This is a genomic window from Rubrivivax sp. JA1055, assembly GCF_020966565.1.
Taxonomy (GTDB): domain Bacteria; phylum Pseudomonadota; class Gammaproteobacteria; order Burkholderiales; family Burkholderiaceae_C; genus Rubrivivax; species Rubrivivax benzoatilyticus.
Window position 1 is genome coordinate 84,367 of sequence record NZ_JAJKFP010000006.1, and the last position, 25,560, is coordinate 109,926.

A 25,560-nucleotide genomic window follows, 5' to 3' on the forward strand; every position below is an offset into this window, starting at 1 on the left:
CCTGACGACCGCTGGCGCCCCGCAGGCCGTCGTGCCGGGGCGCGCTATTCGATCGGTTGGCTGCGGCTGCCGTATTAGCCGATGGCTCGATCCACAGAACAACCCGCTCCGTCCCCGCTGTCCGCCCTCTGGTTCGCGCCGCACCGGCCGCTGTTCCTGATGGCCGGGCTGTGGGCGCTGGCGGCGCTGTTCTGGTGGCAGTGGGGCTGGTGGTGGTGGCCCGGGCTCGGCATGCCGACGCTGGGCACGCCGACCGTCTGGCACGTGCACGAGATGGTGTTCGGCTTCGGCGGCGCCTCGGTCGCGGCCTACTTCCTCACCGCGGTGACGAGCTGGACCTCGCGGCCGATGATCGCCGGCCGGCCGTTGATGCTGCTCGTCGCCTTCTGGGTCGCGGCGCGGCTGGTGATGCTGCAGGCCGAGCGCCTGCCGCTGGCGCTGCTGCTGGCGCCCGGCGCGCTGTACTTCGGCACCGTGACCTTCTGGCTGCTGCGCGACATCGCCGCCGCACGGGTCTGGAACAAGCTGGGTTTCCCGGGCGCGATCCTCGCGCTGGGCGTGGTCGACGCGCTGCTCGTCGTCGCCGCGCGCGAAGCCTGGGCGCTGGACCTCGTGGCGCTGAAACGCGCCGCGGTGATGTTCTTCGCGATGAAGGTCGCGATCATCGCCGGCGGCATGATCCCGGCGTTCACCGCCAACTGGCTGCGCCAGAGCGGCTCGGCCGCGCCGCCGCCGCACGAGAACCGCCTTGCCAACCGCCTGGGCCTGGTCACGCTGTACCTCGCGCTCGGGCTGACGCTGGCCGGCGCCGAGACGGCCAGCGGCTGGGCGCTGATCGTCGCCGCGGCGGTGCAGGCCTGGCGCTTTGCGGGCTGGCGCTCGCGTGCGGTGGGCGGCAACACGCTGCTGGTGATGATGCACACCACCTTCGGCTCGCTGATCGTCGGCCTGGTCGTCGTCGGCGTCTCGCGTCTGGCGCCCGAGTTCTGGCCCGAACGCGACGCGGTGCACGCGCTGACGATGGGCGCGATGGCCGGCATGGTGCTGTCGATCGCCTCGCGCGCGGCGGCGCGGCGCGGCGACGGCGGCACGCTCGACGCCGGCCGGCTGCTGCCCACGGCCTACGCGCTGGTCTGGCTCGGCGCCTGGCTGCGCACCACCGCGCCCTTCCTCCACGGCTGGCTCGACAACCCGGTGGCGCTGGCGGCGCAGCTCTGGTGTGCCGGCTGGATCGTCTTCCTCGCCGCCTTCGTCCCGACCATCCTCGGCCCGCTGCTGCGCCCCGTGTTCAGCGGCGCCAAGGCCTGAACCCCCGTCCCCCATGCCCCACGTCTACGAAACCGACGGCGCCGCGATCTACCGCCGCTCCTTCGCCACCATCCGCGCCGAAGCCGATCTCGCGCGGTTCGACGCCGACGAAGAGCCGGTCGTCGTCCGCATGATCCACGCCGCCGGCATGGTGGGCCTGGAGCGCCACGTGCGCTTCACGCCCGGCATGGCGGCCGCGGCACGCGCCGCGCTGGCCGCGGGCGCGCCCATCCTCTGCGACGCGCGCATGGTCAGCGAAGGCATCACGCGCGCCCGGCTGCCGGCCGACAACCGCATCGTCTGCACGCTCGACGCCCCCGAGGTGCCGGCGCTGGCCGCGAAGATGGGCAACACGCGTTCGGCCGCGGCGCTGGAACTCTGGCGGCCGATGCTCGCCGGCGCGGTGGTCGCGATCGGCAACGCGCCGACGGCGCTGTTCCACCTGCTCAACATGCTTGAAGACCCGGCCTGCCCGCGGCCGGCGGCGATCATCGGCTGCCCGGTGGGCTTCGTCGGCGCCGCCGAATCCAAGGCCGCGCTGATCGACGCGCCGCCGGTGCCGGCGGTCGTCGTCGAAGGGCGGCTCGGCGGTTCGGCGATCACGGTGGCGGCGATCAACGCGCTGGCCAGCCGCAAGGAGTAGGGCGGTGGCCAAGGTGATCTGCGCCGGGCTGGGCCCCGGCGACCCCGACCTCGTCAGCCTGCGCGCCGCACGCACCATCGGTGCCGCGCGCCAGGTGGCCTATTTCCGCAAGGCCGGCCGCCCGGGCCAGGCGCGGCGCATCGCCGCCGAACTGCTGCACCCCGAGGCCGTCGAGCTGGCGATGGAGTACCCGGTGACGACCGAACTCCCGGTCGACGGCGAGGAATACAACGACGCGCTCGCCGCCTTCTACGACGACTGGGCCGAGCGCCTCGTGGCGCTGCCCGGCGAAGTCGTCGTGCTGTGCGAAGGCGACCCGTTCTTCTACGGCTCGTTCATGCACCTGTACGTGCGCCTGCGCGGGCGGGTCGAGCTGGAGGTCATCCCCGGCATCCCCGGCATGGCCGGCTGCTGGCACGCCACCGGCGAACCGATCACCTGGGGCGACGACGTGATGACCGTGCTGCCGGGCACGATGCCCGAGGCCGAGCTCGTCGCACGCATGCGTGCCGCCGACGCACTGGTGGTGATGAAGACCGGCCGCAACCTGCCCAAGGTGCGGCGCGCGCTGGCCGCCGCCGGCCGGCTGGACGCCGCCTGGCTGGTCGAACGCGGCACGATGCCCGGCGAGCGTGTGCTGCGCCTGGCCGACGCCGACCCCGAGGACTGCCCGTACTTCGCGATCGTGCTGGTGCACGGCCACGGGCGGCGGCCGGAGGTGCGGGCATGACGGGTTGGGTCACTGTCGCCGGGCTAGGGCCGGGCGCCGAGACGCTGGTCACGCCCGAAGTCAGCGCCGCGCTGGCCGAGGCCACCGACATCGTCGGCTACATCCCCTACGTCGCGCGTGTCGCCGCACGCCCCGAGCTGCGCTTGCACGCCAGCGACAACCGCGTCGAAGTCGAGCGTGCACGCCACGCGCTGGAACTGGCGGCGGCCGGCGCGCGTGTCGTCATCGTCTCCTCAGGCGACCCCGGCGTGTTCGCGATGGCCGCGGCGCTGTTCGAGGCGCTGGAAGCCGCGCCGCAGCACCAGCAGCTCGACATCCGCGTGCTGCCCGGCATCACCGCGATGCTGGCCGCCGCCGCGCGTGCTGGCGCGCCGCTGGGCCACGACTTCTGCGCCATCAACCTGTCGGACAACCTGAAGCCCTGGGCGCTGATCGAGGCGCGCCTTCGCGCCGCGGCCCAGGCCGACTTCGCGATGGCCTTCTACAACCCGCGCTCGCGCAGCCGGCCCGAAGGTTTTGCGCGCGTGCTCGAACTGCTGCGCGACGCCTGCGGCGGCGAGCGCCTGATCACCTTCGCGCGTGCCGTCTCGACGCCCGAGGAGCAACTCGTCACCGTCACGCTGGCCGAAGCGACGCCCGAGATGGCCGACATGCGCACCGTCGTGCTGGTCGGCAACTCGGCGACGCGCCGCGTCGGCCGCTGGGTCTACACGCCGCGTTCGGCATGAAGCCAGGCCAGCACCTCGGCGACGGTCTCGACGCTCTCGCGCGGCGGCAGCGCCGGGCGGTCGACGACGATCACCGGCAGGCCCAGCGTGCGCGCCGCGTCGAGCTTGGCGCGTGCGCCTTCGCCGCCGGCGTTCTTGGTCACGATGCGCGTGATGCGGCGCGAGCGCAGCAGTTCCAGGTCGTCGTCGTAACCGAAGGGGCCGCGCGAGATCACGGCCTCGGCGTCGGGCAGCGGCAGCGCACCTTCGGGCGGGTCGACCAGGCGCAGCAGGTAGTGGTGCTGGGGCTTGGCCGCGAAGGCCGCCAGGTGCTGGCGGCCGATCGCGAGGAAGACACGTTCGGGCTCGTCGCGCAGCGCCGCAGCCGCGGCGTCGAGGTCGGCCACGTGCGTCCAGTGGTCGCCCGGGCCGGCTGCCCAGGGCCGGCGCTCCAGCGCGATCAGCGCCGTGCCGGTGGCGGCGCAGGCGGCCACCGCGTTGCGGCTCATCTGCGCCGCGAACGGGTGTGTCGCGTCGACGACGTGGCTGATGCCTTCGGCTTGCAGCCAGGCCGCCAGGCCGTCGGCGCCGCCGAAGCCGCCGACGCGCACCGGCAGCGGCTGGGCCACCGGCGCCGCGGTGCGGCCGGCGTACGAGAACACCGCTTCGACGCCGTCGCGCGCCAGCGCGGCGGCCATCCGGCTGGCTTCGGTGGTGCCTCCCAACAAGAGGACGCGTGTCATGTCTGAACCCTGGCTCTCGATCATCGGTCTCGGCGAGGACGGCCTCGCCGGCCTCGGTGCGCCCGCGCGTGCGGCGCTCGGCGCAGCCGAGATTGTCTTCGGTGGCGCCCGCCACCTCGCGCTGGCCGACGCCGGCGCGCGTGGCCGCGAGTGGCCCGTGCCCTTCGACGTCGCCCCGGTGCTGGCCTTGCGCGGCCGGCCGGTCGCCGTGCTGGCCTCGGGCGACCCGTTCTGGCACGGCGCCGGCGGCACGCTGACGGCGCGGTTGGCGCCGGGTGAATGGCGCGCGTTTCCTGCGGCCGGCTGCGTGTCGCTGGCCGCGGCGCGCCTGGGCTGGCGGCTGGAAGACACCACCTGCCTGGGCCTGCACGCCGCACCGTTCGAGCGCCTGCTGCCGCACCTGGCGCACGGCGCACGTGCGCTGTGCCTGCTGCGCGACGGCGCCGCCGGCGCAGCCCTGGCCGCCTGGCTGGCCGAACACGGCTGGGGCGCCAGCCGCGTCTGGCTGTTGGAAGCGCTGGGTGGCCCGAACGAACGGGTGCGCGAGAGCACCGCCGCCGGCTACGCGCTGCACGACGCCGCTTCGCCCGCGCTGCTGGCCGTCGAGGCCGCCGGCGGCCGGCCGCTGCCACGCTGCGCCGGCCTGCCCGAGGCGCTGTTCGCGCACGACGGCCAGATCACCAAGTCGCCGGTGCGGGCGCTGACGCTGGCCGCGCTGGCGCCGCGCCCGGGCGAGCTGCTGTGGGACGTCGGCGCCGGCTCCGGTTCGGTCTCGATCGAGTTCTGTCTCGCCGGCGGCCGTGCGCTGGCCGTCGAGACACGCGCCGAACGGGTCGCCAACATCGAAGCCAACGTGCGCCGCTTCGGCCTGCAGGACCGTCTGACGGTCGTCGAAGGCCACGCGCCGCAGGCGCTGGACGCGCTGCCGGTGCCCGACGCGGTGTTCGTCGGCGGCGGCCTGGACCAGGCGGTGTTCGACGCCATCTGGGCGCGCCTGGCGCCCGGCGCGCGCCTCGTCGCCAACGGCGTGACGCTGGAGACCGAGGCGCTGCTGGCGACGCTGCACGCCCGCCACGGCGGCGAGCTGCTGCGCATCGAACTGGCGCGTGCCGCGCCGCTGGGCCGCATGCGGGGCTGGCAGCCGGCGCGGCCGGTCGTGCAGTGGACTGTCACGCGATGAAAGTCGCCGGCCTGGGCTTTCGCAGCAGCGCCGGCGTCGACTCGCTGCGCGCGGCGCTGGCCGCCGCGGGCGGGCAGGGCGCCGACGCGCTGGCGACCAGCGAACGCAAGGCCGGCGCGCCGGCGATGCAGGCGCTGGCCGCCGAGACCGGCCTGCCGCTGCTGGCGCTGCCCGAAGCGCTGCTGGCGATGCAAACCACGCTCACCGAGTCGGCGCGGGTGCGCCGCCTCACCGGCGCCGGCAGCCTGGCCGAAGCCGCCGCGCTGGCCGGCGCCGGCCCCGGCGCGCGGCTGCTGGGCGCACGCGCCGTGTCGGCCGACGGTCTGGCGACCGCGGCCCTGGCCCAATCTCCGAAGGACGAACGATGACGGTCCACTTCATTGGCGCCGGCCCCGGCGCCGCCGACCTGCTGACGCTGCGTGGCCGCGACCTGATCGCCGCCAGCCCCGTGTGCCTGTACGCCGGTTCGCTGGTACCCGAAGGCGTGCTCGCGCACTGCCCGCCGGGCTGCCGCATCGTCAACACCGCGCCGCTGAGCCTGGACCAGATCGTCGACGAGATCGCCGCCGCCCACGCGCGTGGCCAGGACGTCGCGCGCCTGCATTCCGGCGACCTGTCGATCTGGTCGGCGATGGGCGAGCAGCTGCGCCGGCTGCGCGCGCTGGGCATCCCCTATGACGTGACGCCCGGCGTGCCATCGTTCGCCGCCGCCGCCGCCGCGCTGGGCGCCGAGCTGACGCTGCCCGGCGTCGCCCAGTCGCTGGTGCTGACACGCACCTCGGGCCGCGCCAGCGCGATGCCCGAAGGCGAGAACCTCGCCGCCTTCGCCGCCACCGGCGCCACGCTGGCCATCCACCTGTCGGTGCACGTGCTCGCCCAGGTCGTCGCCGAACTGCGCCCGCACTACGGCGACGACTGCCCGGTGGCCGTGGTCTGGCGCGCCAGCTGGCCCGACCAGCGCATCGTGCGCGCGACGCTGGCGACGCTGGACGCGGCCGTCGGCGCCGAGATGGAGCGCACCGCGCTGATCCTCGTCGGCCGCACGCTGGGCAGCGAGGCGTTCGACGAAAGCCGGCTCTACGCCGTCGACTACGACCGGCGCTACCGGCCGATGGGCAGCTCGCCGCGTTTCCCCGAGACCCGATGATCCCGCCCGGGCTGCTGGTCGCGGCGCCCGCCTCGGGCTGCGGCAAGACGACGGTGACGCTGGGCCTGCTGGCCGCCTGGCGCGCCGCCGGGCTGGCCGTGCAGCCGTTCAAGAACGGCCCCGACTACCTCGACCCGGCCTTCCACACCGCCGCCGCCGGCCGCGCTTCGTTGAACCTCGACAGCTGGGCGATGGGCCGCGAGCGCATCGCCGGCCTGCTGGGCGCCGCCGAAGGCTGCGATCTGCTGCTGGCCGAAGCCTCGGTGGGCCTGTTCGACGGCGCCGTGACACCCGGCGAATGGGGCCGCGGCGCCGGCGCCGACCTCGCCGAATCCTTCGGCTGGCCGGTGCTGCTGGTGCTGGACGTGCGTGGCCAGGCGCAGTCGGCCGCCGCGGTGGCGCTGGGCTTCGCCAGCCTGCGCCCGGGCGTCCGGCTCGCCGGCGTGCTGCTGAACCGCGTCGGCAGCGCGCGCCACGAAGCCACCGTGCGCAGCGCGGTCGAATCCGCGGGCTTCCGGGTCTTCGGCGCGCTGCCGCGCGACGCCGCCGTGGCGCTGCCCGAACGCCACCTCGGCCTGGTGCAGGCGGAAGAACTGCCCGAACGCGCCGCGACGCTGGCCGCACTCGGCCGGCGGGTCGCCGAACATGTCGACCTGGACGCACTGCGCGCTTCCGCCGCGGGCGCCCGCGAGCCCGCACCGCTGCAGCCCTTGCCGCCGCCGGGCGCCCGCATCGCGCTGGCGCGTGACGCCGCGTTCTCCTTCGTCTACCCGCATCTGCTGGACGCCTGGCACGCCGCCGGCGCGGCGCTGCTGCCGTTCTCGCCGCTGGCCGACGAAGCGCCCGACGACAGCGCCGACGCCTGCTGGCTGCCCGGCGGCTACCCCGAGCTGCACGCCGGCCGCCTGGCCGCCGCGACGCGCTGGCGCGACGGCCTGCGCGCCTTCGCGCGCACGCGGCCGGTGCATGGCGAGTGTGGCGGCTACATGGCGCTGGGCAGCGTGCTCGAAGACGCCGACGGCACGCGCCACGCGATGGCCGGGCTGCTGGGGCTGGAGACCTCGTTCCGCAAGCGCCGGCTGCACCTGGGCTACCGCCTGGCCGAGCTGCAGGCGCCGTTGCCCGGTCATGCCGCCGGCACGCGGCTGCGTGGCCACGAGTTCCACTACGCCAGCGTGTCGGCCCAGCCCGACGCGCCGCTGGCGCGCATCGTCGACGCCGACGGCCGCGAGGTCGCCGAGACCGGCTCGTGGCGCGTGCTGGACGGCGGCGGGCGCGTCAGCGGCAGCTTCTTCCACCTCGTCGCGCCGGCGGGCTGAGCCTGGCCGACCCGCCGATGACGGGGGCAGACAGCCCCGTCCGTGCTCGGCGTAACGCTCCGTTGCAGCGGTTTGTCTTAGGCTGGCGCCGACACCAACCACAGGAGTGGCCATGAGTGCTCTCGCTTGCCGTCTGCTGGCCCTGGCATTGGGACTGGCGCTGTGTTCCGCGCGGGCCGCCCCCGAGCCGGCCGGCGTGGCGTCGGGCTTCCCGGACGCCCAGGCCAGCGACCCGGCCCGGCTGGGCTGGATGGTCGGCGCCCCGCCGCCGCCGGACCGCATCATCCGCTTCGAGGACGGCTCGTACTGGCGCTTCCCGGCGCTGCGCTGGACGGCGTCGAACTTCCGCCAGCTGATGCCCACGGTGGCGGTCTCGCGCGGGCTCGGGCCGGCGGCGCCGTTGCCGGTGGCGCTGCGCGAGGACATCGACGGCGTGCGCTTCACGCCGCTGGGCACGGACCGCAGCATGACCTGGCGCCAGGCGCTGGACGCCAACTACACCGACGGCATCGTCGTGCTGCATCGCGGCCGCATCGTCTACGAGCGTTATTTCGGCGTTCTCGAGCCCGATGGCCAGCACGGCCTGATGTCGGTCACCAAGACCTTCGTCGGCACGCTGGCGGCGATGCTCGTCGCGGACGGCACGCTGGACCCCAACCGGCGGGTGGACCACTACGTGCCGGAGCTGGCGGCCTCGGCTTTCGGCAGCGCCACGCTGCGCCAGCTGATGGACATGACCACCGGCGTCAAGTTCAGCGAGGACTACGCCGATCCGAACGCCGACGTGTGGGCCCATGGCGCGGCCGGCAATCCGCTGCCCAAGCCCCAGGACTACAGCGGCCCGCGCAGCTACTACGAGTACCTGCAGACCGTGAAGCCGCAGGGCGTGCATGGCGAGGCGTTCCACTACCGCACCGTCAACACCGACGCGCTGGGCTGGGTTCTGGCGCGTGTGACGGGGCGCTCGGTCGCCCAGCTGCTGTCCGAGCGCATCTGGCGCCCGCTGGGCGCCGAGCAGGACGGCTACATGTCGGTCGACTCGACCGGCACCCCGTTTGCCGGCGGCGGCCTGAACACGGGGCTGCGCGACCTGGCGCGCTTCGGCGAGATGATGCGCAACGACGGCCGCTTCAACGGGCGCCAGATCGTGCCGGCGGCGGCGGTGGCCGACATCCGCCGCGGCGGCCGCCAGGCCGACTTCGCCAAGGCCGGCTACGCGCTGCTGCCGGGCTGGAGCTACCGCAGCATGTGGTGGATCACGCACAACGAACACGGCGCCTTCGCGGCGCGCGGCGTGCACGGGCAGGCGCTGTACATCGACCCGAAGGCCGAGATGGTGATCGCGCGTTTTGCCTCGCACCCGGTGGCGGGCAACCACGCCAACGACCCGACGTCGCTGCCCGCCTACCACGCGCTCGCCCGCCATCTGATGCAGGCCGGCCGCTGAGGCGCCGGCCCGCCGACGGGGGCTGAAGCCGCCGGCGTCCGTGCACCACGCGGCACCCCGCGCCCGCCGCCGGCGCGGGGGGATCGGCACCCGGCCTATGCTGCCCGGCATGCAAGCCTCCACGATGCTGTTGCTGGCCGGTGGGCTGGCCGGTGGGCTGGCCGGTGGGCTGGCCGGCGGGCTGTCCTCCGGCACCGCCGCCGCGCCCGGCGAGCCGCCGCGCCTGGTCTACCGTGCCGGCGGCCCCGAGGCGCCCGCGGCCGAGAGCTTCGAGGTCCGGCCCGAGCGCGTGGACTGGCGCGACGACGCCGGCCGCCTCGTCGCACGCTACGACCGCGGCAGCGGCGTGCTGAGCCTGGCCGATCCCGACACCGGCACGCCGCTGGTCATGAACGACGAGACCCTGGACACGCTGGCGGCCCGCCAGGCCGAGGCGGCGCGTTCGCTGCAGCAGCTGGTCGAGGCCTTGCCGCGCGACGAGCAGCCGCGGGCGCGCCTGCGCCTGGCCGAGCTGCTGCGTCCGCGCGGGCCCTGGGCCGCCGTCGAAGCCGTGACGGCGGCCGACGCACGGCCCGCGCTCGGCCGCGCGGACGTGGTCGCGGGGCTGCGCTGCCAGTGGATCGGGCTGGAGGCCGGTGGCCGGCAGGTCGGCCAGGCCTGCGTCGTGCCGCCCGGCCGGGTGCCCGGCGGCGACGCGGTGCTGCAGGCCCTGCAGGCCGGCGCCGCGGTGCTGGACGCCCTGCGTGCCCGCACGCCGGCCGGCGCGCCGCTGGGCTGGCCGTCGCATCCGCTGGTGGCCGCCGCACGGGGCGGCCTGCTGCCCGTGCAGGTGGTGCAGGCGCTGCCGGGCGAGCCGCGCCGGGTGCTGGAGCTGGCCGCCCCCGCCGCCCGGCCCTGAGCGTCGGCGCACGCCGGCTCATCACGCGCACCGCGGCGCCGTCAACCCCGGTCATCCCGGCCGCTCAGCCGGGGGTCTGCCGGCGTCGGCGCCGGCCGCGTCACCCCTAGGATGAAAGCTGCCGTCGCCGTCAGCGGCGGCACCCGGACCGACACAACGAACAACGGAGACGGACATGGGCATCAGGCAGACGATGGGGCGCTGGACGCGCGGGCTCGCCGCGGCCGTGGCGCTGGGCATGGCGGGCGCCGCGGGGGCGGCGCCGACGTTCAGCAGCATGGTCGTGTTCGGCGACAGCCTGTCCGACACCGGCAACGTGCGCAACGTGCTGGGCTCCAGCAACATCATCGCGGTGCCGGCCGGGTACGGCGCCAACGGGCGCTTCTCCAACGGCAATGTCTGGCACGAGTACATGGCGCCGGCGATCGGCGTGCCGGTGGCCACCGCGTCGCGTGTCTCGGGCGCGTCCAACACCAACTTCGCCTACGGCGGCGCGCTGATCGACGACGCCGGGCTGCCGTCGGCCGGCCTGCTGACCCAGTACGCCCAGTACAACGCGCGCCACCCGGGCGGTGCGGATGCCGACGCGCTGTACGTGCTCTGGGGCGGCGGCAACGACATCCGCGACCTCGTCGGCAACCCCGACCCGCTGGCCGGCATCGCCGCCAGCCTCGGCAACCTGCAGGGCATGCTGACCGGGCTGATCGGGCGGGGTGCGTCCACCTTCCTGATCCCCAACCTGCCCGACCTGGGCAAGATCCCCGAGAACCGCGGCAGCACCCGCGAAGCGTCGGCGTCGGCGGCCACCGTGGCCTGGAACGACGCGCTGCACGCGATGCTGCTGGGCCTGTCGGGCCAGGCGTCGATCTACTACTTCGACGTCTACTCGACCTTCAACGACCTGCTGGACGACCCCGCGTCCTACGGCTTCACCGACACGACGGGCACCTGCCGCCGGGTGACGCTGCTGATCTTCGAGAGCGCCTGCGCCGCGGCGGCGACGACGGTGTTCTGGGACAGCATCCACCCGACGACGGCAGCCCACCGCGTGCTGGGGCTGGCGGCGGCGGACCTGCTGCTCAACGGCCGCCCGCTGGCCCTGGCGGCGGCCGAGGTGCCCGAGCCGGCGACGCTGCTGCTCGTGCTGGCGGCGCTGGCCGTGGTGCTGGTGCTGCGGGCCCGGCGCCGAAGGGCCTGACTGCGGCCGGGTCGGCGGGAGGGCGGGGCCGACGGCGGCCCCGGGTCGGCCTCCGCGCTGGTGTCGGAGGCGTCGGCAGGCCCTTGGCGCTGTCTGGCCGCCGCGGTCGGTGCCGCAGACCGGGGCCGTCGGAAGCGGCGACCAACAGATGCTGCTGACTGGGCGGACCCGCTCGCCGCGCGGCGACGGGGTCAGTCGTTGAGCGACTCACGCCCACGGCCTGCCGGCGCCTCGCCGCCCAAGGCCAGGAACAGCGCCACGGCGTTGCCCAGCTCGGCGCGGCGCAGTTCCAGCAGCGCGAGCTGCGCCGCGTGCTGCTGGCGCCGCGCGTCCAGCAGCTCCAGCCGCCCCTCCAGGCCGGCGCGGTAACGCAGCTCGGTCAGCTCGACGCGGCGCGCGGCGCTGGCGACGGCGCGCGACTGGGCCTCGATCTGCGGCCCCAGCGTGGCGGCCGCAGCCAGCGCGTCGGCGACTTCGCGGAACGCGGTCTGGATGCTGCGTTCGTAGCTCGCCAGCGCCTCGCTGCGGCGCAGCTCGGCCAGCCGCAGCTCTTGCCGCCGCCGGCCGCCGTCGAGCAGCGGCAGGCTGGCCTGCGGCGCGAGCCGCCAGACACGGCGGCCGTCGCCGAACAGCGCGTCCAGCGACGGGCTGGCGACACCCAGCGCCGCGGTCAGCGTGATCTGCGGGAAGAAAGCCGCGCGGGCGGCGCCGACCTCGGCCTGGGACGCGGCCAGCAGTTGCTCGGCCTGCTGCAGGTCGGGCCGGCGCAGCAGGCGCTGCGACGGCAGGCCCGCCGGGGCCTGCACGGCCACGGGCGGTGCGTCCAGTGCCAGCGGCGGCGGCAGCTCGCCGGGCAGCGCCGTGCCGACCAGCAGCCACAGCGCGTTGCCGGCCTGCTCCAGCGCCCGGCGGCGGGCCTGGAGCTCGGCTTCGGCCGAGGCCAGCTCGCCTTCGGCCTGCACCAGGTCCAGCGCGCTGCTCTGGCCGGCCTCGCGCTGCATTCGCAGCAGCGCCAGCGTCTGCCGCCAGTCCTCGTGTGTGCGCTCGGCCAGGTCCCGCTGGGCCAGCGCCAGGCGCTGGGCGAACCAGGCGTCGGCCACGGCGCCGTCCAGCGCCAGCTCGGCCGCGCGCCGGCCGTGTTCGCTGGCGAGGTAACGCGCCAGCGCGGCGTCGGACAGGGCTTTCACGCGGCCGAAGAAGTCGAGTTCGAAGGCGCTGAGGCCCAGGCCGAGGCTGGCCTGCTGCGAGCGTGTGCTGGCGCTGTCGCCGCCGCCGGCCAGCGCACGTTCGCGCTGCGCCCCGGCTTCCAGCGCGACGGCCGGCAGGCGCGCCGCACGTTCGATGCCGTACTGCGCGCGTGCGATCTCGACGTTCAGCGCCGCCAGCCGCAGGTCGCGGTTGTGTTCGTGCGCGGCGGCCGTCAGGCGCTGCAGCGCCGGGTCGGCGAAGACGCCGCGCCATTCGGATTCGGTCTCGGCCGCCAGCGGAAAGGCCGCGGGCAGGCCGGCGTCGGGTGCCGGCATCGGCGTCGGCGCGCCGGCACAGGCGGCCAGCAGCGGCAGCAGGGCGAAAAACGCGGTTCGCATCGTCAGGCCTCCCGCTGCTGCGGCTGCCCGGCCTGGCGGCCACGCCAGCGCTGCCAGCGTTCGGTGGCGCCGACGACCAGGACGAAGAACACCGGCACGAAGAACACCGCCAGCAGCGTGGCGCTGAGCATGCCGCCGAAGACGCCGGTGCCGATGGCGTGCTGTGTCGCGGCGCTGGCGCCGCTGGCCAGCATCAGCGGCAGCACGCCCAGCGTGAAGGCCAGCGAGGTCATCAGGATCGGCCTCAGCCGCAGCCGCGCCGCCTGCAGCGCCGCGTCGGCCAGGCCGTGGCCCTGGGCGTGCAGCTGGCGCGCGAACTCGCAGATCAGGATCGCGTTCTTCGCCGACAGCCCGATGATGGTGATCATCCCGACCTTGAAGAACACGTCGTCGGGCAGGCCGCGCAGCACCACCGCCGCGACCGCGCCGACCAGCCCCAGCGGCACGACCAGCATCACCGACAGCGGCAGCGACCAGCTCTCGTACAAGGCCGCCAGCACGAGGAAGACGACCAGCGCCGACAGCAGCATCAGCATCGGCGCCTGCGATGCCGACTGGCGCTCCTGCAGCGACTGCCCGGTCCACGCGACCGTGTAGCCCGGCGGCAGCTGTGCCGCCAGGCGTTCCATCTCGGCCATCGCCTTGCCGCTGGACACGCCCGGCGCCGGGCTGCCGGCGATGCGCGTCGCCGGCAGCCCCTGGAAACGCTGCATCTGCAGCGGCGCTTCGCTCCACACCGGTGTCACCAGCTCGCGCAGCGGCACCATGCCGCCGGCGGTGTTGCGCACCTGCAGCCGCAGCACGTCGTCGAGCTGCATGCGCGCCGACGCATCGGCCTGCACGATGACCTGCTGCATGCGGCCGTCGTGCGGGAAGTCGTTGACGTAGAGCGAGCCCATCGCCGCCGACAGCGTCTGGCTGATGGCGTCGAAGGACACGCCCAGCGCCTCGCCCTTGCGGCGGTCGATGTCCAGCCGCAGGCTGCTGCCGGCGGGCAGGCCGTCGGCGTAGACCTCGCGCAGCAGCGGGCTCTTCGCGGCCAGCGCCAGCAGCTGCGCCTCGGCGGCCTTCAGCGCCGCCTGGCCCTGCTGGGCTCGGTCCTGCAGCACCAGCGTGAAACCCGAGGAGGTGCCGAGTTCGTCGATTGCCGGCGGCATCAGGCTGATCACCTGGCCTTCGGTCGTGTCCTGCAGCGCTTCCATCACCCGCCAGACCTCCTCGGTCGCGGTGGCGCCGTCGCGCTGGTCCCAGTCCTTCAGCGTCGTGAAGGCCATCGCCGCGTTCGGCCCCGAGCCCGAGAAGCTGAAGCCCTGCACGACGAGGTTGGAGGCGATCGCCGGGCGCGTCGCGACGTGGGCCTCGAAGGCCTTGACGAGGTCCAGCGTGCGTTCGGCGGTGGCGTCGGCAGGCAGCTGGATCGAGGTCATGAAGTAGCCCTGGTCTTCCTCGGGCAGGAAGGACGAGGGCAGCTCGCGCCAGGCCAGCACCAGCAGCAGACACAGCGCCGCGAACATCGCCATCACGCGGCCGCCGCGCGACAGCAGCGCGGCGACGCCGCGGCCGTAGCGCCCGGTCAGGCGCTCGAAGCCGCGGTTGAAGGCGGCGAAGAAACGCGAGCGGGGGTGCGCCGCCGACACCGGCTGCAGCAGCGTGGCGCACAGCGCCGGCGTCAGGCTCAGCGCCAGGAAGGCCGACAGCCCGATTGACAGCGCCATCGACAGGCTGAACTGGCGGTAGATGACGCCCACCGAGCCGCTGGCGAACGCCATCGGGATGAACACCGCCGTCAGCACCAGCGTGATCGCGACCACCGCGCCGGTGATCTCCTGCATCGCCTTGGCCGTCGCGGCCTTCGGCGACAGGCCTTCGCTGGCCATCAGGCGCTCGACGTTCTCGACGACGACGATGGCGTCGTCGACGATGATGCCGATGGCCAGCACCATGCCGAACATCGTCAGCACGTTGATCGAGAAGCCGAGCGCCAGCATCGCCGCGAAGGTGCCCAGCAGCGCGATCGGCGCGACGATCGCCGGGATCAGCGTGCAGCGCAGGTTCTGCAGAAAGACGTACATCACGAGGAAGACCAGCACCATGGCCTCGGCCAGCGTGTAGAGCACCTTCTCGATGGAGATCTTCACGAACGGCGCGGTGTTGAACGACACCGTGTGGCGCATGCCGGCCGGCAGCGTCGGCGCCAGCTCGGCCAATCGGTCCTGCACCGCCTGCGCGGCACGCACCGCGTTCGCGCCCGGCGACAGCTGCAGCGCGGCGCTGGTGGCCGGCAGGCCGTTCTCGCGGTTGGAGAAGGCGTAGGACTGCGCGCCCAGCTCGACCCGCGCGACGTCGCCGAGCACGACCTTGGAGCCGTCGCGGCCGGCACGCAGCACGATAGCCGCGAACTCTTCCGGTGATGACAGCTGCCCCTGCACCGTCAGCGGCACGCTGACGCGCTGCCCGGGCAGCGCCGGCTCGTCGCCCAGGCGCCCGGGCGCGATCTGTGCGTTCTGGCGTTCGATGGCCTGCGCCACGTCCCCCATCGTCAGGCCGTGGGCGGCCAGGCGCTCGGGCAGCACCCAGACGCGCAGCGCCTGCTCGGCGCCGAACAGCTGCACGCGGCCGATGCCGTCGATGCGGCGCAGTTCCTCGACGAGGTGGCGCGCCATGTAGTCGTTGAGCGCCAGCTCGTCGTGGCGGCCGTCGTCGGACACCAGGCCGACCAGCATCAGAAAGCCCGAGCTGGCCGACTCCACCTGCAGCCCGTTCTGGCGCACCGCCTGCGGCAGCCGCGGCTCGACGGCCTTGAGGCGGTTCTGCACGTCGACCTGGGCGAGTTCGGGGTCGGTGCCGGGCTGGAAGGTGACCGTGATCTGCGCCGTGCCGGACGAGTCGACCGAGGACTCGAAGTACAGCAGCTTGCGCACGCCCGAGAGTTCGCGTTCGATCGGTGCGACCACCGAATCGGCCAGCGTCTGCGGCGTCGCGCCGGGATAGCTGGCGTACAGCGACACCGACGGCGGCGCCACCGACGGGTAACGCGCGATCGGCAGCTGCGGGATCGCGATCAGCCCGAAGAGCACGATGAACAGCGCGATGACCCAGGCGAATACCGGGCGCTGGATGAAGAACTGCGGCATGCGGTGCTCCGGCTCAGCGCCGCACGGCGACAGCGGTCTGGGACTCGGTCCAGGGCCGCGCCGCCACCACCGCGCCTTCGTGCAGGCGTTCACCGCCCGCGACGACGATCTTCTGACCGGCCTGCAGCCCGGCGGCGACACGGTATCGACGCTGCACCAGTTCGCCGAGCTCGACCGGCACCGCGTGCGCGCGCTGCTGCGCGTCGACGACCCACACCCGCGCCTGGCCGCCGACGCGGAACACCGCGTGCTGCGGCAGCGTCAGCGCCGCGTCGTAGTGCGCCCGCGTCAGGCGCGCCTGGACGTACTGCCCCGGCAGCAGCTGGCGCTGCGGGTTGGCGACGGCCACCCGCAGCAGCCGCTCGCCCGTGCCGATGTCGACGTCGATGCCCGACATCAGCACCCGCCCGGACAGGCCGGTCGGCGCTCCGCGTGCATCGAGGATCTGCACCTCGGCCGCTGCCGGCAATGCTGCGGCGGCCGAGGTGGCCGGCTGCCGCAGGTCGACGTAGACGCGGTCGATCTGCTGCACACGCGCCATCGGCGCCGTGTCGCCGGCCGACACCAGCGCACCTTCGCTGACCAGGGCCTGGTCGATGCGCCCGCCAATCGGCGCCGTGACGGTGGTGAACTGCAGGTCCAGCCGGCGGCGTGCGAGCGTTGCACGCGCCAGCGCGACCTCGGCCGCGGCCTGCTCGCGGGCGCTCACGACGTCGTCGTACGCCTGGCGGCTGACGGCCTCGGCCGCCACCAGCGGTGCCAGGCGCTGCTCCTGCAGCTGCGCCCGCGCCAGCGCCGCCTCGGCGCGCTGCAGCGACGCCGCGGCCATCTCGAGTTCGGCCTGGAAGGGCCGCGGGTCGATCTGGAACAGCGGCTTGCCGGCCTCGACTTCGGCCCCCTGCTCGAACAGCCGCTGCTGCACGATGCCGCCGACCTGCGCGCGGATCTCGGCGCTGCGCCAGGCGGCCACACGGCCCTGCAGGTCCTCCGTCACCGCCAGATCGGCCGGCGCCAGCGCCTGCACCGTCACCCGCGGCGCGGCCGCCGGGCCCGTCTCGTCGTCGGCCGGCGCACAGCCCGCCACCACCACCGCGGCCACCAGCGCCGCCCGCCGAGTCCAGTTGTCGTTCATGTCCACATCCAGAGCGCGCGCCGAGGAAGGCCCGGCGCGTCGAGGCGTGGCAGTGTCGTGACGTCAGGCTGACGGACGATCGAGGTTTTGTGGAGATACGATGGAGCGCCACGAGGAGTAACGATGCCCACCCCCGCCGCCGAGCCGCTGAACGCGCTCGTCCTGATCGCCGAGGACGAGGGCGAGATCGCCGAGATCCTCGCCGCCTACCTGGGCCGCAGCGGCCTGCGCACGGTGCATGCCCGCGACGGGCGCGAGGCGCTGGCGATGCATCTGTCGCTGAAGCCCGACCTCGTGCTGCTGGACGTGCTGATGCCGCGGCTGGACGGCTGGAAGGTGCTCAGCGAGATCCGCCACCGCGGCCAGACGCCGGTCATCATGCTGACGGCGATGGACCAGGACATCGACAAGCTGACCGGGCTGCGCGTCGGCGCCGACGACTACGTCGTCAAGCCCTTCAACCCGGCCGAGGTCGTGGCGCGGGTGCAGGTCGTGCTGCGGCGCAGCCGCTTCGGGCGTGCCGCCGCGGCCCAGCCGGTGCTGCGCGCCGGCGCCTTCGAGATCGACCGCGAGAACCACGAGGCGACGGTGCTCGTCGACGGCGAGCGCCGGCCGCTGAACCTGACGGCCACCGAGTTCCGCCTGCTCGCCTGCCTGGCGCAGGCGCCGCGGCGCGTGCACTCGCGCGAGGAGCTGCTGGGCAGTTGCCTGCCCGAAGGCGACGCCCAGGAACGCACCGTCGACAGCCACTTGAGCAAGCTGCGGCGCAAGCTCGAAGCCTGCGGCCTGACGGGTTCGCCGCAGAGCATCCGCGGCGTCGGCTACCGGCTGTCGAGCGGCGAATGAGCACCGACACGCGCTCGGGGCTCAAGCGCCAGATCGTGCTGGCGATGGCCGCGCTGGCGCTGGCCGTCATCCTGCTGTCGGTGCTGGGCTCGTACGCGTTCTACGCGTTCTTCATGACCTACTCGCCGTCCAGCATCTCCGACAGCTGGCTGCCCAACGACGTCGAGATCGCCTGGATGCTGGCAACGACGGCAGCGGCGCTGGCGATCGCGATCCTGGCGGCGACGCGGCTGTCGCGCCGCATCCTGCGGCCGCTGAACTCGGTGGCCGAGAGCCTGCGCGAGGTCGCCGAAGGCAATCTGCAGGCGCGCGCCGCCAGCGACGACCCGTCGCTGGGCGAGGCCTCGCGCCTGGTCGGCGACTTCAACACGATGGCCGAGCGGCTGCAGACCATGGCCGAGGAGCGACGCTTCTGGAGCGCCGCCATCGCGCACGAGCTGCGCACGCCGGTGACGGTGCTGCGCGGGCGGCTGCAGGGGCTGACCGAAGGCGTGTTCAAGCCGGAGCCGCAGCTCTTCGAAAGCCTGCTGCGCCAGGTCGAGGGCCTGAACCGGCTGATCGAGGACCTGCGTGTGCTGAGCCTCACCGACAGCGGCCACCTCGACCTGCAGCGCACGCCGGCCGACCTGGGCGCGGAGATCGCGGCCGTCGTGCATGCCGTCGACGCGCGGCTGGCGGCGCGCGGTTTCACGCTCGCGCTCGATCTGGAGCTGCCGGCCGCCGTCGACTGCGACCCGGTGCGCATCCGCCAGGCGCTGATGGCGCTGCTGGAGAACACGCTGATGCACGCCGACCCCGGCCCGCTGCGCGTGCGGGCGCGCCTGCACGAAGGCTGGGCCACGCTGGCGGTCGAAGACGGCGGCCCCGGCATCCCGCCCGAGCTGGACGGCCAGCTCTTCGAGGCCTTCCGCCGCGGCGAGCCGTCGCGCTCGCGCCGCAGCGGCGGCAGCGGGCTGGGGCTGGCGATCGTCAAGGCGATCGCCGAGGCGCACGGTGGGCGTGTGGGCAGCCAAGCGCTGCCGAGCGGCGGCAGCTCGGTATGGCTGAGTTGGCCCGTGTCGGCGCGAGCTGCGTAGGCGAAGGCGGGGCGCCTGAGGATCGCATCCAACCGATGCGCAGAGCCGCCTCGGGAGGCCGGCGCTGGGTTGACCGCCGCCGCACACGGTGAGTGACTGCTCTGGGTCGAAAGGCAGCGCTCGACAAGCGCCACGCGACCGATCGCTTGCCAACCGCCCGGACTCTCAGCCGCGCGCCTGTCGCGCCGCTGCCAGTTCGTCCTCGAAGTCGCAGCTGGCCATGCTGCGCAGGCCGTGCGCATCCAGACGGTTCAGCAGCCCGGCCAGCGCCGCGATGAAGGCCGGCAGAGCCATGTCCGCGTCCATCGGCTCGATCTCGAGGTAGACCGGCCAGTGCAGGAAGTCGTCGTCGGCGTCGCTGGCCTCCCAGCCGGGCTGGCCGTTGTCGAAGACCTCGACCCTCAACCCGGCCACCTGCGCGCCGCGCCGCTCGAACAGCTGGCCGGTGGCGGCGCTGATCGCGGCCTTCGCAGCGGCACTGTCGGCGGCACCGGCCAGGTAGACCTTGCAGTAGAGCTCGTCAGACATTGGCGGGCGTGATCGGGTGCCGGCAGGCAGGGCTGCCCCGGCCTCCTCGGAGGCTTCTTCGCTCGAGACAGCCGGGCGGCTCACCCATCCGCGCCCCATAAACGCTCCCTCCACCCCGAAGCCGACGCATCGAAGCCCTCGCCGTTGGCCAGCCCACGCAGCACCATCAGCGCAGGATAGCCGTGGCACGGGCCAGCGCCGGCCCGCCCCTGCGGCATCATCCCCTCATGCCCGCCCCCTGTTTCCGCCCCCCGCAGCTCCTGCTCCCGCGCGCCGATCTCGATCTTCAGCGCTGGAGCGTCATCGCCTGCGACCAGTACACCAGCGACCCCGGCTACTGGCAGCAGGTGGAGCAGGCCGTCGGCGACGCGCCGTCGGCGCTGCGGCTGATTTACCCCGAGGTCTTTCTCGCCAGCGCCGACAAACGCGAGCGCATCGCCGCCATCCAGACGGCGATGCGGCGCTACGCCGCCGATGGCCTGCTGCGCCCGCACGCCGGCACGGTGCTGGTCGAGCGCACGCTGGCCGACGGCCGCGTGCGCCGCGGGCTGATGCTGGAGCTGGACCTGGAGCAGTACGACTACACGCCGGGCTCCACCAGCGCGATCCGGCCGACCGAAGGCACGATCGTCGAGCGCATCGCGCCGCGGCTGGAAGTGCGCCGCGACGCCGAGCTGGAGCTGCCGCACATCCTCGTGCTGATAGCCGACCCGGCGCGCACCGTCATCGAGCCGCTGGCCGCCGAGCGCGAGCGCCTGGTGCCGCTGTACGACACGGCGCTGATGCTGGGTGGCGGGCGTGTCGCCGGCTTCGCGCCCGACGCCGGCCTGCAGGCGCAAGCCTTGGCCGCGCTGCAGGCACTCGGCGACGCCGACGCCTTCGCGGCGTGCCACGGCCTGCCGGCGGGCACGGCACCGATGCTGTTCGCGGTCGGCGACGGCAACCATTCGCTGGCCACCGCCAAGGCCAACTGGGACCGCCTGAAGGCCAGCGCCGGCCCCGAGCACCCGGCGCGCTGGGCGCTGGTGGAGGTGGAGAACATCCACGACCCGGCGATGGAGTTCGCGCCGATTCACCGCCTGCTGATCGGCGTGCAGGCCGACCTGCGCGCCGCGCTGGCGGCCCACTTCGGCGACCGGGTGCAGATCGTCGATCAGCCCGACGCCGCGGCGATGCGCGCCGCGCTCGCCGCCCAGCCGCGCTCGATGCACGCCGCCGGCCTGCTGCAGCCGGGCGGGCGCCACGCGCTGGTCGTCGTGCACGGCGCGCCGGCGGCGCAGCTCGACGTCGCCAGCTTCCAGGGTTTCGTCGACGCGCTGCTGGCGCAGGGTGGGGCCCAGGAGGTCGACTACGTGCACGGCGACGACGCGCTGGCGCGGCTGGCCGCCCAGGACAGCCACGCCGGCCTGCACCTGGCGACGCTGGGCAAGAGCGAGCTGATCGCGCGCGTCGCGCAGCACGGGCCGTTGCCGCGCAAGAGCTTCTCGATGGGCGAGGCCGACGAGAAGCGCTTCTATCTCGAGGCGCGCCGCATCCGGCCGTAGCGCCCCGGCGTTCAGCCGGCGCGCCGCCTGAGCAGGTAGATGTCCATGATCCAGCCGTGGCGCGCGCGCGCTTCGGCGCGTGCGGCCAGGATCTTCGGCGCCGCCTCGGCCAGCGGCCCGGCGACGGTGATCTGCTCGGGCATGCCGACGTAGGCGCCCCACCAGATCTCGACGCCCTGCGGGTCCAGCGCCTCGAAGGCGCCGCCGGCGTCGAGCATCACGACGACGGTGTCCACCCCCGGCGGCCAGCCGTCCTCGCGCAGCCGGCGCCCGGTGGTGACGACGAACGGCGCGCCGATCTCGTTGAGCGGGATCGCGTGCGCCGCGGTCAGCGCGTGCACCGAGGTGATGCCCGGCACCACCGTCACCTGCGGCGGCGGCTGCAGCCGCGCGGCGATGCGCAGCGTGCTGTCGTACAGCGACGGGTCGCCCCAGACCAGCAGCGCGACGCGGCGCGCGCCGGGGTGCGCGGCGATCGTGCGCATCCAGACCTCGGCGATGGCGTCGTGCCAGTCGTCGACGCGGCGGCGGTAGTCGGCGGTGGCCGCATCGCGCACCGGCAGGTCGAACTCGGCGACGACGGTCTTCGCGTCGCGCAGCACCTCGGCGCAGATCGTGCGCCGCAGCTCGGCCAGGTCGGCCTTGTCCTCGCCCTTGCGCGGGATCAGCACCAGGTCGGCCGCGGCCAGCGTGCGCATGGCCTGCAGCGTCAGGTGCTCGGGGTTGCCGGTGCCGATGCCCACCAGCGCCAGTTCGATCATCGTCGTCGGTCCTCGTGTCGCCGGGGGGGCGACGGGCGGGCGAGTGTACGGCGGGCGCACCTCGGGCCGGCTGAACGCCGCCGCCGCCCCGGTGGCTCAGGCCGCCGTGAGGTCGTCGGCGGCGACGCAGCGGTTGCGCCCCGCCTGCTTGGCTTTGTAGAGGGCCTCGTCGGCGCGCCGGAGCGCCAGCTGCACGGGGGTGTCGTTGCCGTCGCCCTTCGCGCAGCCGACGCTGACCGTCACTTCGCCGACGGGGCCGAAGTCGGCCGCCTGGATCGCCTGGCGGATCTTCTCGGCCACACGCAGCGTGTCGGCGGATTCGCCCAGCTCGGGCAGCAGCACCGCGAACTCCTCGCCGCCCAGGCGCGCGACGAGGTCGGTCTCGCGCGTGGCGCTCTCGAGCAGCCGGGCGATCTGCTGCAGCACCTGGTCGCCGGTGGCGTGGCCGAAACGGTCGTTGACGTCCTTGAAGTGGTCGATGTCCAGCAGCAGCAGGCCGAAGCCGGTGCCCGAGCGACGGCAGCGCGCCTCCTCCTCGGCGGCGCGCTGCTCGAAGGCGCGCCGGTTGGCCAGCCCGGTCAGCGCGTCCTGCGCCGCCAGCCGCGCCAGCTCCTCGTTGGCCTGCGACAGCTGGCACGTGCGCTCGGCCACGGTCTGCTCGAGGTGGGCGTTGGCCTGCGCCAGCCGGGCCTCGCGGTCGAGCAGGGTCTCGGTCATCTCGCGCACCGCGTCCGACAGCGCGCTGAGCTCCGGCGAGCCGCCGTCGCGCGGGAAGTTCGCCTGGCCGCCGCGGCCTTCGCGCACCGACATCACCGCCGTCACCAGCCGCTCCAGCGGCCGGCTGACACGGGCGGCCAGCACGTAGGCCAGGGCCGCGACCAGCAGCGAGGTCGCCAGCCCGATCGCGAACAGCCGGTCGCGCAGCTGGGCCACCGGCGCGGTGGCCGCCGCCGAGGGCTGGCGCAGCACCACGCTCCAGCCGAGGTCGGAGTGCTGGGTGACCGGCACGCTCGCGCGGGCGACGAGGTAGGACGCGCCGCCGGGCTCCTCCTGCATGCCGAAGCGCTCCCGCCCCAGCGCCTGCGGCAGCCGCGTGCCGGGGGCGCGCAGCGGGTACAGCACCGTGCCGTCGCGCCCCAGGATGATCACCTCGGTGTCCGTGGCGCGCGGGTCTTCCCTGACCGCCTTGCGCACCGCGTTGGCGATCCAGTCCCAGTGCACGTGCGCGGCCAGCACGCCGCGCACCTGGCCGGCCGGCCCGATGACCGGCGCGGCCAGGTCGATGAAGCGCAGCGGCTCGCCGCCGGGGCGGGGCTCGAGCAGGGTCGCGAGCAGTGCGGCCTGGTGCACGTCGCCGGTGTAGGAGCCCTTCAGCCCGGCGGCGAACCAGGGCCGCGTGCGCACGTCGGCGCCGACCAGCAGGCCGCCGGTCGCGTTGACGACGCGCCCGTCGAGGCTGGCCACGCCCATCCAGGCGTACTCGGTGTTGGTCTCCTTGCGCAGCGCCAGCGAGCGCGCCACGCGCTCGGAGTCCAGCGGGCTCTCGGCCAGCGACGGCACGCGGCTGAGGATCTCGACCTCACGCTCGCGTTCCTGCAGCCGCGTGGCCAGCCCGATCGCCGCCGAGCGTGCCGCACCCAGCAGTTGCAGGCCGACGAAGTTCTGGCGCTCCTGCGTCGCCAGCCGCGCCGCGTAAAGTCCCACGCCGAGCAGCGTGCACAGCGCCAGGCCCCCGGCGCCCAGCGTCAGCCGCAGCCGGAACGAGCCCCAGGCGCGCGGCGACATGCCGGCGGTGGCGTGGCCCGCGGCGGCGGCAAGCGGCCCGGCGGTTTCCTGCCCGGGAGGGGTCATGGCCGGTGGCCGGGGCCCGCGCTGGCGGACGGCTTGCGCATGCACATGGCCACGACTGTGACCGAGCCCGGCCGCCGTGTCACCTGTCGTCGTGCCGACGCGCAGGGTCGTGCATCATCCGGCGCGGACCTTGCTCTCGCCTCCGTCTCCCTGCAGTTCCGGACCCGATGCCCATGGATGTCGTGCTCGCCTATCTCGCCCGGCAGGAGATCCTGCTGCTGTTCCTGCTCGTCGGCTTCGGCGCGCTGGCCGGCCACTTCAAGGTTGCCGGCGTCTCGCTGGGCGCCGCCGCGGTGCTGTTCCTGGCGATCGCGGCCAGCGCCGGGGCCAAGTCGCGCGGCCACGAGTTCGTCGTGCCCGAGGCGCTGGGCACGCTGGGGCTGACGCTGTTCACCTTCGCCATCGGTGTGATGTCGGGGCCGGGCTTCTTCGCGTCGCTGCGGCGCGGCATCTGGCCGATCCTGGCCACCGTCGGCGTGCTGACGACGGCGGCATTGGTGGCCGTGCTCGGCGGCCGGCTGCTGGGGCTGGACCCGGCGCTGGTGGCCGGCGCCTTCGCCGGCGCGGTGACCAACACCCCGGCGCTGGCCGCCGCGCGCGAGGCCTCGGGCAACAGCCCGCTGCCGACGATCGGCTACGCCGTGACCTACGTCTTCGGCGTCATCGGCATGCTGCTGGCGGCGCAGCTGGCGCTGCGTGGCCGCGCCAACGACCGCGACGCGCCGGCGCCGCTCGTCAACTGCACGGTGCGCGTGGAGACCGGCGACGAGCCGCGCATCGGCGAGATCGAGCGCCGCCACGGGGGCCGCGTGCGCTTCTCGCGCGTCAAGCACGGCGGCAGCCGCTTCCCGACGCAGGCCCCGGGCGACGCGGACGTGCTGCGCCGCAACGACCTGGTCACCGTCGTCGGCCCCGAGGACATCGTCGCCCGCGTGGCGGCCGAGCTCGGCCACGCCTCGTCGCACACGCTGCACGCCGACCGCAGCGAACTCGACTTCCGCCGCATCACGCTGTCCAACACCCAGCTCGCCGGCAACACGATCGCCGGGCTGGGGCTGATGCGGCGCTTCGGCGCTACCGTGACGCGCGTGCGCCGCGGCGACGTCGACATGCTGGCCAACGACGACCTGGTGCTGCAGCCCGGCGACCGCGTGCGGGTCATCGCGCCGCGCGAGCAGATCGCGGCGGTGTCGGCCTTCCTCGGCGACTCCGAGCGCGGGCTGTCGGACATCAACCCGATCGCGCTCGGCCTGGGCATGGCCGCCGGCATCCTGCTGGGCAAGTTCGTCTTCCCGGTGCCGGGCGCCGAGTTCTCGATCGGCTCGGCCGCCGGCACGCTGGTGCTGGGGCTGGTCTTCGGCCAGCTGTGCCGCGTCGGGCCGATCGTCACGACGCTGCCGCATTCGGCGGCCCAGGCGCTGGCCGAGCTCGGGCTGCTGATCTTCCTCGCCCAGGCCGGCACCAAGGCTGGCGGCCAGCTCGGCGCGGCCTTCGCGTCGGGCGCCTGGATCGACCTGCTGGTGCTCGGGCTGATGGTCACGGCGACGACCGCGCTGGGCATCACGATCCTGATGCGGCGCGTCTTCGGCATGGGCAACACGCGGCTGGCCGGGGTGCTGGCCGGCACCCAGACGCAGCCGGCGGTGCTGGCGTTTGCCAACGGCCGCACCGGCCACGACAGCCGCGTCGCCCAGGGTTACGCGCTGGTCTACCCGGCGGCGATGATCGGCAAGATCCTGCTCGGCCAGGTGCTCGGCGGCTTGTAGCGCCGGGCGTGGCCCT

Annotated in this window: 22 protein-coding genes; 15 read left to right on the forward strand and 7 right to left on the reverse strand. The window is 74.3% G+C overall.

What is annotated here, in order from left to right; translation table 11 throughout:
* Positions 1-81: 81 nt before the first annotated feature.
* The 4 genes from LOC65_RS09850 to cobJ are packed head-to-tail and all read left to right on the forward strand — an operon-like array spanning position 82 to position 3,409.
* Positions 82-1,308, forward strand: coding sequence for an NnrS family protein (locus LOC65_RS09850; protein WP_230247366.1), 1,227 nt, complete (start codon positions 82-84; stop codon positions 1,306-1,308).
* A 13-nt stretch (positions 1,309-1,321) separates the two neighbouring features.
* A complete protein-coding gene (locus LOC65_RS09855; RefSeq protein WP_164963610.1) occupies positions 1,322-1,951 on the forward strand; it encodes a precorrin-8X methylmutase in 630 nt (209 codons plus the stop codon).
* Positions 1,952-1,955: 4 nt separating this feature from the next.
* Complete coding sequence (gene cobI / locus LOC65_RS09860) at positions 1,956-2,681, forward strand: precorrin-2 C(20)-methyltransferase (RefSeq protein WP_164963611.1); 726 nt, start codon at positions 1,956-1,958, stop codon at positions 2,679-2,681.
* Positions 2,678-3,409, forward strand: a complete 732-nt coding sequence (gene cobJ, locus LOC65_RS09865; RefSeq protein WP_230247367.1) for a precorrin-3B C(17)-methyltransferase — start codon at positions 2,678-2,680, stop codon at positions 3,407-3,409. Before cobI ends, cobJ begins: the two co-directional genes overlap by 4 nt.
* Here cobJ and LOC65_RS09870 read toward each other — a convergent pair.
* A complete protein-coding gene (locus LOC65_RS09870; protein ID WP_230247368.1) occupies positions 3,388-4,131 on the reverse strand; it encodes a cobalt-precorrin-6A reductase in 744 nt (247 codons plus the stop codon). The two genes, cobJ and LOC65_RS09870, sit on opposite strands and share 22 nt — an antisense overlap.
* Here LOC65_RS09870 and cbiE point away from each other — a divergent pair.
* The 7 genes from cbiE (at position 4,130) to LOC65_RS09905 (ending at position 11,320) form a co-directional block, all read left to right on the forward strand.
* A complete protein-coding gene (gene cbiE, locus LOC65_RS09875; protein WP_230247369.1) occupies positions 4,130-5,311 on the forward strand; it encodes a precorrin-6y C5,15-methyltransferase (decarboxylating) subunit CbiE in 1,182 nt (393 codons plus the stop codon). The genes LOC65_RS09870 and cbiE overlap by 2 nt on opposite strands.
* Complete coding sequence (locus LOC65_RS09880; protein WP_230247370.1) at positions 5,308-5,679, forward strand: cobalamin biosynthesis protein; 372 nt, start codon at positions 5,308-5,310, stop codon at positions 5,677-5,679. Before cbiE ends, LOC65_RS09880 begins: the two co-directional genes overlap by 4 nt.
* Positions 5,676-6,458: a precorrin-4 C(11)-methyltransferase gene (gene cobM / locus LOC65_RS09885; protein WP_230247371.1), complete on the forward strand. Its 783-nt coding sequence runs from the start codon at positions 5,676-5,678 to the stop codon at positions 6,456-6,458. The genes LOC65_RS09880 and cobM overlap by 4 nt, the downstream gene beginning before the upstream one ends.
* Positions 6,455-7,777, forward strand: coding sequence for a cobyrinate a,c-diamide synthase (locus tag LOC65_RS09890; RefSeq protein WP_230247372.1), 1,323 nt, complete (start codon positions 6,455-6,457; stop codon positions 7,775-7,777). The genes cobM and LOC65_RS09890 overlap by 4 nt, the downstream gene beginning before the upstream one ends.
* Before the next feature lie 112 nt (positions 7,778-7,889).
* Complete coding sequence (locus tag LOC65_RS09895; protein WP_405048243.1) at positions 7,890-9,224, forward strand: serine hydrolase domain-containing protein; 1,335 nt, start codon at positions 7,890-7,892, stop codon at positions 9,222-9,224.
* Positions 9,225-9,333: 109 nt separating this feature from the next.
* Entirely contained in the window at positions 9,334-10,122 is a 789-nt protein-coding gene (locus LOC65_RS09900; RefSeq protein ID WP_230247373.1) for a hypothetical protein, read from the forward strand.
* A gap of 175 nt (positions 10,123-10,297) precedes the next feature.
* Positions 10,298-11,320, forward strand: a complete 1,023-nt coding sequence (locus LOC65_RS09905) for an SGNH/GDSL hydrolase family protein (protein ID WP_230247374.1) — start codon at positions 10,298-10,300, stop codon at positions 11,318-11,320.
* A gap of 191 nt (positions 11,321-11,511) precedes the next feature.
* Here LOC65_RS09905 and LOC65_RS09910 read toward each other — a convergent pair whose 3' ends face one another.
* Genes LOC65_RS09910 through LOC65_RS09920 form a run of 3 tightly spaced genes read right to left on the reverse strand, consistent with a single transcriptional unit; the run spans position 11,512 to position 17,172 of the window.
* Complete coding sequence (locus LOC65_RS09910; RefSeq protein ID WP_230247375.1) at positions 11,512-12,906, reverse strand: efflux transporter outer membrane subunit; 1,395 nt, start codon at positions 12,904-12,906, stop codon at positions 11,512-11,514.
* A 2-nt stretch (positions 12,907-12,908) separates the two neighbouring features.
* Positions 12,909-16,040: a multidrug efflux RND transporter permease subunit gene (locus tag LOC65_RS09915; RefSeq protein WP_230247376.1), complete on the reverse strand. Its 3,132-nt coding sequence runs from the start codon at positions 16,038-16,040 to the stop codon at positions 12,909-12,911.
* A 13-nt stretch (positions 16,041-16,053) separates the two neighbouring features.
* Entirely contained in the window at positions 16,054-17,172 is a 1,119-nt protein-coding gene (locus tag LOC65_RS09920) for an efflux RND transporter periplasmic adaptor subunit (RefSeq protein ID WP_230247377.1), read from the reverse strand.
* 123 nt (positions 17,173-17,295) lie between these two features.
* Here LOC65_RS09920 and LOC65_RS09925 point away from each other — a divergent pair, with 123 nt between their 5' ends.
* Positions 17,296-18,018, forward strand: coding sequence for a response regulator (locus LOC65_RS09925; protein ID WP_009857578.1), 723 nt, complete (start codon positions 17,296-17,298; stop codon positions 18,016-18,018).
* Positions 18,015-19,094 carry a HAMP domain-containing sensor histidine kinase gene (locus LOC65_RS09930; protein WP_009857577.1) on the forward strand — a complete coding sequence of 360 codons (1,080 nt, stop codon included), beginning with the start codon at positions 18,015-18,017 and terminating at the stop codon, positions 19,092-19,094. Before LOC65_RS09925 ends, LOC65_RS09930 begins: the two co-directional genes overlap by 4 nt.
* 165 nt (positions 19,095-19,259) lie before the next feature.
* Here LOC65_RS09930 and LOC65_RS09935 read toward each other — a convergent pair whose 3' ends face one another.
* Complete coding sequence (locus LOC65_RS09935) at positions 19,260-19,622, reverse strand: hypothetical protein (RefSeq protein ID WP_164963623.1); 363 nt, start codon at positions 19,620-19,622, stop codon at positions 19,260-19,262.
* Positions 19,623-19,849: 227 nt separating this feature from the next.
* Here LOC65_RS09935 and LOC65_RS09940 point away from each other — a divergent pair, with 227 nt between their 5' ends.
* Entirely contained in the window at positions 19,850-21,166 is a 1,317-nt protein-coding gene (locus LOC65_RS09940) for a DUF1015 domain-containing protein (protein ID WP_230247378.1), read from the forward strand.
* Between the two features lie 11 nt (positions 21,167-21,177).
* Here the strand turns inward: LOC65_RS09940 and cobF are convergent, their stop codons facing one another.
* Both cobF and LOC65_RS09950 read right to left on the reverse strand, forming a co-directional pair.
* On the reverse strand, positions 21,178-21,927 hold the full coding sequence (cobF, locus tag LOC65_RS09945; protein WP_230247379.1) for a precorrin-6A synthase (deacetylating): 750 nt from the start codon (positions 21,925-21,927) through the stop codon (positions 21,178-21,180).
* Between the two features lie 96 nt (positions 21,928-22,023).
* Positions 22,024-23,778, reverse strand: a complete 1,755-nt coding sequence (locus tag LOC65_RS09950) for a sensor domain-containing diguanylate cyclase (RefSeq protein WP_230247380.1) — start codon at positions 23,776-23,778, stop codon at positions 22,024-22,026.
* Positions 23,779-23,951: 173 nt separating this feature from the next.
* Between LOC65_RS09950 and LOC65_RS09955 the strand changes: the two genes are divergently transcribed.
* Positions 23,952-25,544, forward strand: coding sequence for an aspartate:alanine exchanger family transporter (locus LOC65_RS09955; RefSeq protein ID WP_230247381.1), 1,593 nt, complete (start codon positions 23,952-23,954; stop codon positions 25,542-25,544).
* Positions 25,545-25,560: the final 16 nt, after the last annotated feature.